At 69.3% G+C, this 8,911-nt stretch carries 9 protein-coding genes; 4 read left to right on the forward strand and 5 right to left on the reverse strand.

Going from position 1 to position 8,911, the window contains the following annotated elements; all coding sequences use genetic code 11:
• Positions 1-201: 201 nt before the first annotated feature.
• Complete coding sequence (locus tag E5198_RS19020) at positions 202-1,695, reverse strand: aldehyde dehydrogenase family protein (protein ID WP_136491518.1); 1,494 nt, start codon at positions 1,693-1,695, stop codon at positions 202-204.
• 398 nt (positions 1,696-2,093) lie between these two features.
• On the opposite strand from E5198_RS19020, the gene peaA reads away from it, so the two are divergent.
• From peaA to peaD, 4 genes are all read left to right on the forward strand, one after another.
• Positions 2,094-3,668, forward strand: coding sequence for a quinohemoprotein amine dehydrogenase subunit alpha (peaA, locus tag E5198_RS19025; protein WP_136491519.1), 1,575 nt, complete (start codon positions 2,094-2,096; stop codon positions 3,666-3,668).
• 70 nt (positions 3,669-3,738) lie between these two features.
• Positions 3,739-5,169 carry a quinohemoprotein amine dehydrogenase maturation protein gene (gene peaB, locus E5198_RS19030; protein WP_136491520.1) on the forward strand — a complete coding sequence of 477 codons (1,431 nt, stop codon included), beginning with the start codon at positions 3,739-3,741 and terminating at the stop codon, positions 5,167-5,169.
• A gap of 1 nt (position 5,170) precedes the next feature.
• Positions 5,171-5,494, forward strand: a complete 324-nt coding sequence (qhpC, locus tag E5198_RS19035) for a quinohemoprotein amine dehydrogenase subunit gamma (RefSeq protein ID WP_136491521.1) — start codon at positions 5,171-5,173, stop codon at positions 5,492-5,494.
• Between the two features lie 28 nt (positions 5,495-5,522).
• Positions 5,523-6,647: a quinohemoprotein amine dehydrogenase subunit beta gene (gene peaD, locus E5198_RS19040; RefSeq protein ID WP_136491522.1), complete on the forward strand. Its 1,125-nt coding sequence runs from the start codon at positions 5,523-5,525 to the stop codon at positions 6,645-6,647.
• 259 nt (positions 6,648-6,906) lie between these two features.
• On the opposite strand, the gene E5198_RS19045 is transcribed toward peaD, so the two are convergent.
• The 4 genes from E5198_RS19045 to E5198_RS19060 form a co-directional block, all read right to left on the reverse strand.
• A complete protein-coding gene (locus E5198_RS19045) occupies positions 6,907-7,434 on the reverse strand; it encodes a cytochrome C (RefSeq protein ID WP_136491523.1) in 528 nt (175 codons plus the stop codon).
• A gap of 14 nt (positions 7,435-7,448) precedes the next feature.
• Positions 7,449-7,973, reverse strand: a complete 525-nt coding sequence (locus E5198_RS19050; RefSeq protein ID WP_136491524.1) for a methylamine dehydrogenase light chain — start codon at positions 7,971-7,973, stop codon at positions 7,449-7,451.
• 21 nt (positions 7,974-7,994) lie between these two features.
• Positions 7,995-8,612, reverse strand: a complete 618-nt coding sequence (gene mauD / locus E5198_RS19055) for a methylamine dehydrogenase accessory protein MauD (RefSeq protein WP_136491525.1) — start codon at positions 8,610-8,612, stop codon at positions 7,995-7,997.
• 4 nt (positions 8,613-8,616) lie between these two features.
• Positions 8,617-8,911 (reverse strand): MauE/DoxX family redox-associated membrane protein (locus E5198_RS19060; RefSeq protein WP_305956076.1); only part of this gene is annotated, 295 nt, incomplete at its 5' end.

Consider the following 8,911-nt stretch of genomic DNA (forward strand, 5'->3'; position numbering starts at 1 on the left):
ACCGCCTCGAGGTCGGCGTTGAGCACGCTGCCATCCTGGTTGTACAGCTCGTAGGCGCTGGCCGGGACGGCGGCCAGGGCGGCGACGGCGCTCGCCAGCGCCACGGCCAGGGGTGCGCGTGGCGCGCGATGGATGGTTCGCTGCATGGGCAACTCCATTTGGTCGATGGAGCGGCCGGTCGGGTGCCGGCCGCCGAGGGATTCACAGGCGCATCAGCACCGACTTCAGCTCGGTGTAGTGCTCGATGGCCGCCGCGCCCATCTCGCGGCCGAGGCCGGACATCTTGTAGCCGCCGAACGGCAGCGCCGGGTCGAGGGCGCTGTGGCAGTTGACCCACACCGAGCCGGACTTGATGCGCGGCACCAGGCGGTGCACGGCGGCCAGGTCGTTGGACCAGATGCTGGCGCCCAGGCCGTAGGGGTTGTCGTTGGCCAGCTTGACCACCTCGTCGATCTCGTCGAAGGGCATCGCCACCAGCACCGGGCCGAAGATCTCCTCCTGCACCAGGCGGTGCTGCTGGTCGACGTCGACGATCACCGTCGGCTGCACGAAGAAGCCGGGGCCGAAGCGCTCGCCGCCGCAGGCGACGGTGGCGCCCAGCTCGCGGCCGAGCTGGATGTAGTCGTGCACGCGCTGCTGCTGGCGCGCCGAGATCAGCGGGCCCATGTCGACGCTGGCGTCCAGGCCGTTGCCGAGCTTCATGCCGTTGGCGATGCCGGCGATGTCGGCCACCACGTTGTCGAAGTGCTTGCGCTGCACGTACAGGCGCGAGCCGGCGCAGCACACCTGGCCCTGGTTGAAGAAGATCGCCCCGGCGGCGCCGGCGGCGGCCTGCTGCAGGTCGGCGTCGGCCAGCACGATGGTCGGCGACTTGCCGCCCAGCTCCAGGGTCACCCGGGTCATGGAGTCCATGGCCGCCTTGCCGATCTGCTTGCCGACCTCGGTGGAGCCGGTGAAGGTCAGCTTGTCGACGCCCGGATGGCGGGTCAGCGCGGCGCCTGCCTGCGCGCCGGTGCCGCTGACCACGTTGAACACCCCGGCCGGATAGCCGGCCTCGAGCACCAGTTCGGCCAGCTTGAAGGCCGACAGCGGCGTTTCGTCGGCCGGCTTGAGCACCACGCTGCAGCCGGTGGCCAGCGCCGGACCGAGCTTCCAGCAGGCCAAGAGCAGCGGGAAGTTCCACGCGACTATGGCGCCGACCACGCCGACCGCCTCGCGGCGGATGTAGCCGTGGAACTGGTCATCGGGCATCAGCGGCATCGACACGTCGACGGTGCTGCCCTCGATCTTGGTCGCCCAGCCGGCCATGTAGCGCAGGAAGTCGATGGCCAGCTGCACGTCCATCACCCGCGCCACCGCGGCGCTCTTGCCGTTGTTCAGGCACTCCAGCTCGGCGAGTACCTGGGCGTCGCGCTCCATCAGCTCGGCCAGGCGCCACAGCAGGTTCTGCCGCTCGCGCGGGCGCATGCGGCTCCACGGCGAGTCGTCGAAGGCGCGGCGGGCGGCCTGCACTGCCAGCTCGATGTCCTCGCCGGCGCCCGCCGGCACCTGGCACAGCGGCTCGCCGCTGGCCGGGTTGTACACCGGCATGCGCGCGCCGGCGATGGCGTCGACCCATTCGGCGCCGATCAGCATCCGCTGCGGGCGGTCGAGGAATTCGCGGGTACGGGGATGGATGGGCAGGGAAGCGGACATGGGGGGACCTCTCGGGTTGTTTGCCCATCCCGGTACAACCGCCGTGCCAACTCGCTTGTTTAACTTAAGTAACTGAAATAAATGGGATTTTTTCAGGATTACGGCGGCGGCGGGGCATCCGCCTGTCGCAGTTTGAGACGTTGCGGCGCAGGGCTGCGACAGGCGCCGCCGGCCCTGCGGCGCTGCGTCGCGCGGCTGTCTCAGTTTGCAACCGCTGTCTCGAAATGTGACGCCGCGGCTGTTTCCCTGGCCTCGCCAGGAGGCCGAAAAAAGACGCCATCCCGTTGTTTTCAAAAGGCTTTCCGATGAATGGCACGCAATGTGTATCGGTCCGTCGCAGGGGCGCATCCGCCGTGCCGGGGTGCCGATCAGAACAACAGCGAGGAGAGCCGATATCCATGATGACAAGACTCCGCTACTACGTCGGGGCCGCCAGCCTGGCCGCGGCCGCCGCCGGTCTGGCGCAGCCGGCGCTGGCCGCCGGGCGCACCGGCGAGCAGATCCTGGGCGAGACCTGCGCGGCCTGCCACGCCAGGGAAGGCGACCAGCAGTTCAGCCGCATCAGCCACCAGCGCAAGACGCCGGAAGGCTGGCTGATGAGCATCGCGCGCATGCAGGTGATGCACGGCGTGCAGATCGACGACGCCGACCGCCGCACCCTGGTCAAGTACCTGGCCGACAAGCAGGGCCTGGCGCCCAGCGAGACCGAGGGCGTGCGCTACGCCATGGAGCGCCGCCTCAACACGGTGGAGCAGTTCGACGACCAGTTCGCCCAGATGTGCGCGCGCTGCCACTCCGGCGCGCGGGTGGCCCTGCAGCGCCGCCCGGCCAAGGAATGGGAGCACCTGGTCAACTTCCACCTCGGCCAGTGGCCGTCGCTGGAGTACCAGGCGCAGTCGCGCGACCGCGACTGGCTGCCGATCGCCCTCAACGAGATGGTGCCGAAGCTGGCCAGCCAGTATCCGCTGGACAACCCGGCCTGGAGCGACTGGCAGAAGGCCAGGCCGACGGCCGCCGCGCTGCCGGGGCAGTGGAGCTTCAGCGGCCACCTGCCGGCCCGCGGCGACGTGCGTGGGGTGATGACGGTGAGCGCCGCCGAGGGCGACAGCTTCAAGGTCAGCCTCGAGGGCCAGTACGCCGACGGCAAGCCGCTCAAGGGCAGCGGCTCGGCGATCCTCTACAACGGCTACGAGTGGCGCGGCACCCTCGAGGTCGACGGCGTGGCCATGCGCCAGGTGTTCAGCGCGCTGAACGGCGAGATGCGCGGGCGCATGTTCGAGAGCGAGCACGACGAGCGCGGCCTCGACTTCGTCGCCGCCAAGGCCGGCACGCCGCGCCTGCTCGCCGTGCAGCCGGGCTACCTGAAGGCGGGCAGCGAGGCCGAGCTGACCCTGGTGGGCAGCGACCTTTCCGGCAAGCCGGACTTCGGCCCGGGCGTCGCGGTGGTCAAGGTGCTGGAGCAGAGCCCCGAGCGGATGCGCGTCAGGGTCAGGGCCGCGGCCGATGCCGCCGCCGGCAGCCGCAAGGTCGCGCTGGGTTCGCTCGAGGGCGTGAACCTGGCGGTGTACCAGTCGGTCAGCGAGGTCAAGGTGGTGCCGGCCTTCTCGGTCGCCCGCATCGGCGACAACGGCGGCTCGACGCCCAAGGTGCAGGGCCGCTTCGACGCCGAGGCCTGGGGCCAGGACGCCGCCGGCCAGGCCTTCCGCATCGGCTACCTGCCGGCGCAGTGGTCGGTGGCGGCGTTCAACGAGCAGGCCGAGGAGGACGAGGACGTCAAGTACGCCGGGCGCATGCAGGCCGACGGTGTGTTCGTGCCGGGCGACGCCGGTCCCAACCCGGCGCGCAAGATGTCCACCAACAACGCCGGCAACCTCAAGGTGATCGCCCGGGTCGAGGACGGCGGCAAGCCGCTCGAGGGCGAGGGCCAGCTGATCGTCACCGTGCAGCGCTGGAACAACCCGCCGCTGCCGTAAGCGCCCGCGTGCCGGGCGGGTCCGTCCCGCCCGCAGGGCAACGACGAGGGCAACGAATCCGGAGGCCGCCATGGGCGCAATCTTGAATCTGGTCGAGCGCAACCTGCACGAGGTGCAGGTCAACGACGACCGTCTGCTGTTCCACATCCCGAGCAGCTCGCTGTTCGCCGCCGACGCACTCACCGGCGGCATCATCGACGCGCTGCGCGGCGCGGGCTGCTCGCCCGAGGCGCTGGCGCAGCGCCTGGCCGGGCGCTTCGATGGTGCGGAGATCGACGAAACCCTGCGCGAGCTGATCGCGCTGGAAGTGGTCAGCGACGGCTCGCCGCTGACCCCGGAGATCGCCGTGCGCCGGGTCGAGCGCACCGCGCTGAACACCGTGGTGCTCAACGTCAACACCGGCTGCAACCTGAGCTGCACCTACTGCTACAAGGAAGACCTCGACAAGCCGTCGGCCGGCAGGAAGATGCAGTACGACACCGCGATCGCCTCGGTGGAGATGCTGCTCAGGGAGTCGCCGGACGAGGCGCGCTACACCGTGGTGTTCTTCGGCGGCGAGCCGCTGTCCAACCGCGCGCTGATCGAGCAGGTGGTGGACTGGTGCGAGGCGCGCTTCGCCGAGCTGGGCAAGGCGGTCGACTTCGTGATGACCACCAACGCCACCCTGCTCACCGAGGAGATCGTCGACTGGCTCAACGCCCATCGCTTCGGCCTGTCGGTGAGCATCGACGGGCCGAAGACGGTGCACGACCGCAACCGCATCACCGTGGGCGGGCAGGGCACCTACGACGTGGTGCGCAAGAAGGTGGACATGCTGCTGGCGCGCTACGACAGCCGCCCGGTGGGTGCGCGGGTGACCCTGACCCGCGGCATCACCGACGTCGAGACGATCTGGAACCACCTGTTCAACGAGCTGGGCTTCGCCGAGGTCGGCTTCGCCCCGGTCACCTCCGGCGATGTCAGCGACTACAACCTGAGCGGCGAAGAGCTGGCTGCGGTGTTCGCCAACATGAAGGCGCTCGGCCGCCATTACCTCGCCGAGGCGCTGGTCGGGCGCAACATCGGCTTCTCCAACCTGCACCAGCTGCTCACCGACATCCACGAGGGGCAGAAGAAGGCCCTGCCGTGCGGCGCCGGGCTGAAGATGCTGGCGGTCGACCATGCCGGCGAGCTGAACCTCTGCCACCGCTTCACCGGCTCCAGCCTGCCGACCTTCGGCAACGTGCACGAGGGCGTGAAGCAGGTCGAGCTCAACGACTTCCTCTCCCAGCGCCTGGACCGCAGCGGTACCGGCTGCGACAGCTGCCGCATCCGCAACCTGTGCTCGGGCGGCTGCTACCACGAGAGCTACGCCCGCTACGGCGACCCGGCCCACCCCACCTATCACTACTGCGAACTGATGCGCGACTGGGTCGACTTCGGCATCGAGGTCTACCACCGGATCATGGCCGAGAACCCGGCCTTCTTCAGCCGCTTCATCGCACCGAGAAAGGCCCACTGACATGAAACATCTCAAGCCGCTCAACCAGAAAGCCCAGCTGCTCGACCAGGCCGCCGCGGAGGATCGCGTCGAGGAAGTCATCGCCATGAGCGCGGTGGCCGGCTGCACCGCCACCACCGACCCGGGCTGGGAGATCGACGCCTTCGGCGGCGTCGCCTCGCTGTGCCAGCCGATGGAGTCCGACCTGTACGGCTGCTCCGACCCGTGCTGGTGGCCGGCCCAGGTGCCGGACATGATGAGCACCTACCCGGACTGGAACAAGGACGCGCAGGACTCCGCACAGGACTGGCGCAACCTCGGCACCGTATTCCCGAAAGACCAGTGAACGGCCGCAGACCAACAGGGGAACCGACATGAAGCTGCACACCATCAGCGGCCTGGCGGCCGCCATCGCCGGCGTCGTGCTGGGCCTGCCGGCGCACGCCGCCGGCGAAGCCGGCCCGGCGCTCAAGCCCGGCCACGAATACATGATCGCCACCAACTACCCGAACAACCTGCACGTGGTCGACCTGGCCAGCGACAAGGTCTACAAGACCTGCCAGATGCCCGATGCCTACGGCCCGGGCACCACGCAGATCGGCCCCGACCGCAAGACCGCCTACGTGCTCAACAACCACTACGGCGACCTCTACGGCATCGATCTGGACAGCTGCAAGACGGTGTTCCACGCGCGCCTGGCGCAGGGGCCGACCGAGAAGGCCCGCGCGCTGTTCTCCATCGCCCTGAGCCCGGACGGCAAGGAGATCTACAGCGTCGCCAACCCGACCGAGCTGAAGAGCGACCACTACGTGGTCAAGGCGCCGCGCCTGCAGGTCTACGCCACCGACGCCGGCCTCGACGCCAAGCCCGTGCGCAGCTTCGAGGTGCCGCGGCAGATCAGCATCATGCAGGCCGGTGCCGACGGCAGCCTGTACATGGCCGGCGCCGACGTCTACAAGCTCGACGTGCAGACCGGCAAGTACGAGGTGGCGCTGGCCAGCCGCAACTGGCAGCGGCCGCTGTACAGCCCGCCGGACGTGCTCTACGCCTGGCCGCAGCAGACCCACCTGGGCGACTTCTCGATGCTCTACACCGCGGCCAAGTTCAAGGACGCCAAGCAGGACCTGGCGACCGCCGACTTCGTCTACGGCTACTTCAGCATCGACCTGAAGACCGGCAAGACCACGGTGCAGGACTTCGCGCCGCTGACCGAGATCTACTTCACCGGCATGCGCTCGCCGAAGGACCCGAACCTGATGTTCGGCGTGCTCAACCGTCTGGCCAAGTACGACATCAGGGAGCAGAAGCTGCTGAAGACGGCGAAGCTCGATCACTCCTACTACTGCATCGCGCTGAACAAGGCCGGCAGCAAGGTCTACCTGGGCGGCACCTACAACGAGCTGGCGGTGTTCGACGCCGACAGCCTGGAGCCTGTCGGCAAGATCGAGCTGCCCGGCGGCGACATGGCGATCGCCACCACCCAGGTGTTCACCCGCTAAGCGCTATTCGGCTGACAGACGAGGCCGCTCTCCGCTCCGGTGGGGAGCGGCCTTCTTGCGTCTGCACGTCGGTGCAGGAGTCGCTTTCGCTGACGCGCAACGGCTGCGCGGCTTGCGGGATTCGGGCATGTCGGGGGCGCCAGGCGGGTACCCGGGCGTGGGGCAGGGGGCGTTCTGGGGGCTGGCGGGCAGGGCGGGCGGCTGGCCGGAAAAGAAACGGGCCGGCATCGCTGCCGGCCCGCGCATCGGCCCTTGGCGGTCAGGGCTGGCCCATGCCGTCGTCGATGGCGATGCCCTGCGCGCGCATCCGCGCGATCAGCCCGGCGCGGGTGCCGGGCAGGTTGAGCAGGGCGTTGTGGCGTACCCGGGCGACTTCCTCGGCGGTGTACGGCTGGAAGCCGGCCGGGGTGCTGGCGCCGGCCATGCCGTGCTGCGGATCGAGGATCCAGTTGAGCAGTTCGGCGATCTGCGCGTCACTGAGCGCGGCCTGGGCCACGCCGGGGACGCGGACGAGGAACTCGCGGCCGCCCTCGACGCGCAGGAAGTTGCCGACGAAACCGCTCATCTTCGGCGTGTCGTTGCGCGCCGAGCCCTCGCCGCTGCCCAGGTGGCAGCCGGCGCACTGCAGCTGGTAGTTGGTGGCCACGCTGTAGCCGGCCTGGGCGATGGGCGTCTGTGGCGCCTCGTTGCCCGGCGCCGGCTTCTGCTGCGGGTCGGGGAAGGCGCGGGCCATGGCCGGGGGAGCCGCCAGTACGGTGGCCAGTCCGGCGAGGATCAGCAGGCGCATGACGGCTCTCTCCTTCACTGGGCGACGCCGCGGATCACCGAGATGGTGCAGTTGTAGACGCTGTTGGACTTGGCGCCCAGGCACCAGTTGACGTCGTTGTTGTTAAACGGCCGGTACATCGGCTCCTCGCTGTCGTTGCGGGTACAGGCGCACTGGCCGCAGGCCTGCTTACCGCAGCAGTCGTTGTAGGAAATGATGTAGTTCTTGCCGTCGGCCGGGTTGCGGCAGGTGCCGATCCAGGTCACCTGGGAGACCTCGGTGCCGGGCGGGCACTTGGTGGTGGTGCCGCCGCAGCAGCTGCACAGGAAGCCGTCTACCGAGCAGTGACGCCAGTAGTCGCAGCTGTTCGGGTCGCCCGGATCGCCGGGGTTGCCGGTTTCGCCGGCGTGCGCCTTGGAGGCGCGGTCGATGGGCAGCAGCAGCGGCAGGGCGGCGCCGGCCACCAGCCAGGAGCCGATGCGGGAAAGTGCCTGGCGGCGCGAGGTGACGTCGGCGATCCGGCGGGCGGAGCGTTCGAACAGGATGTCCAGCAGTTTCATGGGGTGTCTCCTCGGACCTTGTTATTGGTGGATCTTCACGGCGCTGTCGTGCGCGTGGGCAGGGGTGTGCAGGTAGTCCTGCAGGGAGGCGATGCCCATGCGTTCGGCCTCGAACAGGCTGTCCAGGTGCTCGCGGGAGTTGACCAGGCCCTTGGCGCGCAGGATGCCGGCGGCATCGATCAGCGCGGCGTAGGGCAGCTTGCCGATCTGGTAGGTCATGCCGACTTCCGGGCCGACCACGTAGCGCGCGTCCTCCAGCTTGAACTCGCGGATCAGCGCGGCCTGGGCCTCCGGCTCGCCGTCGCTGACGTAGATCACCTCGAGGTCGGGGCGCTCCTTGGCCACCGCCTTGATCGCCGGCAGCAGCGACTTGCACACCGGGCAGCTGGGGGCGAGGAAGAACAGCAGCTGGCCCTTGTCGGCCGGGTAGCCGAAGTTCACCGGACGGCCGTTGCGGTCGGCGGCGGTGACCCTGGGCGCCGGTTCGTTGACCGCCACGCCCTTGTCGATCATCAGTGCGCCGGCCGGCGCGAGGCGGCCGTGCAGCACGCCGATCTGGCGCACCAGGCCCATGAGGACGAAGGCCAGGGCGATGAGGAGCAGCCAGAGCAGGATGTTGGAAACGATCAGAGCTTCCATGGTTTCACCTTCCAGTCAGTTTGAGCAGGCGCGGGGCGTTGGTCAGCAGACCGTCGGCCGCCGCGTAGAGCAGCAGGAGTACCGCGGCGGCGGCGATGGCGACGAAGCCGTCGAAGGCGCCGAGTTCACGGGCCAGCGGCGGCAGCGCGGCGAGCACGGCGAGGCCGAGCAGCGCGGCGTTGCGCAGCAGCAGCAGCGGGCGCAGCGGCTGGCTTTCGCCAGGGCCGGCGCAGCCGCAGTCGATGTCGCGGCGGCCGCGCCACAGGTTGACGGCGATGGCGCCGGCGTAGAGCGCCATC

The organism is Pseudomonas sp. A-1 (genome assembly GCF_004801855.1).
Taxonomy (GTDB): Bacteria; Pseudomonadota; Gammaproteobacteria; order Pseudomonadales; family Pseudomonadaceae; genus Geopseudomonas.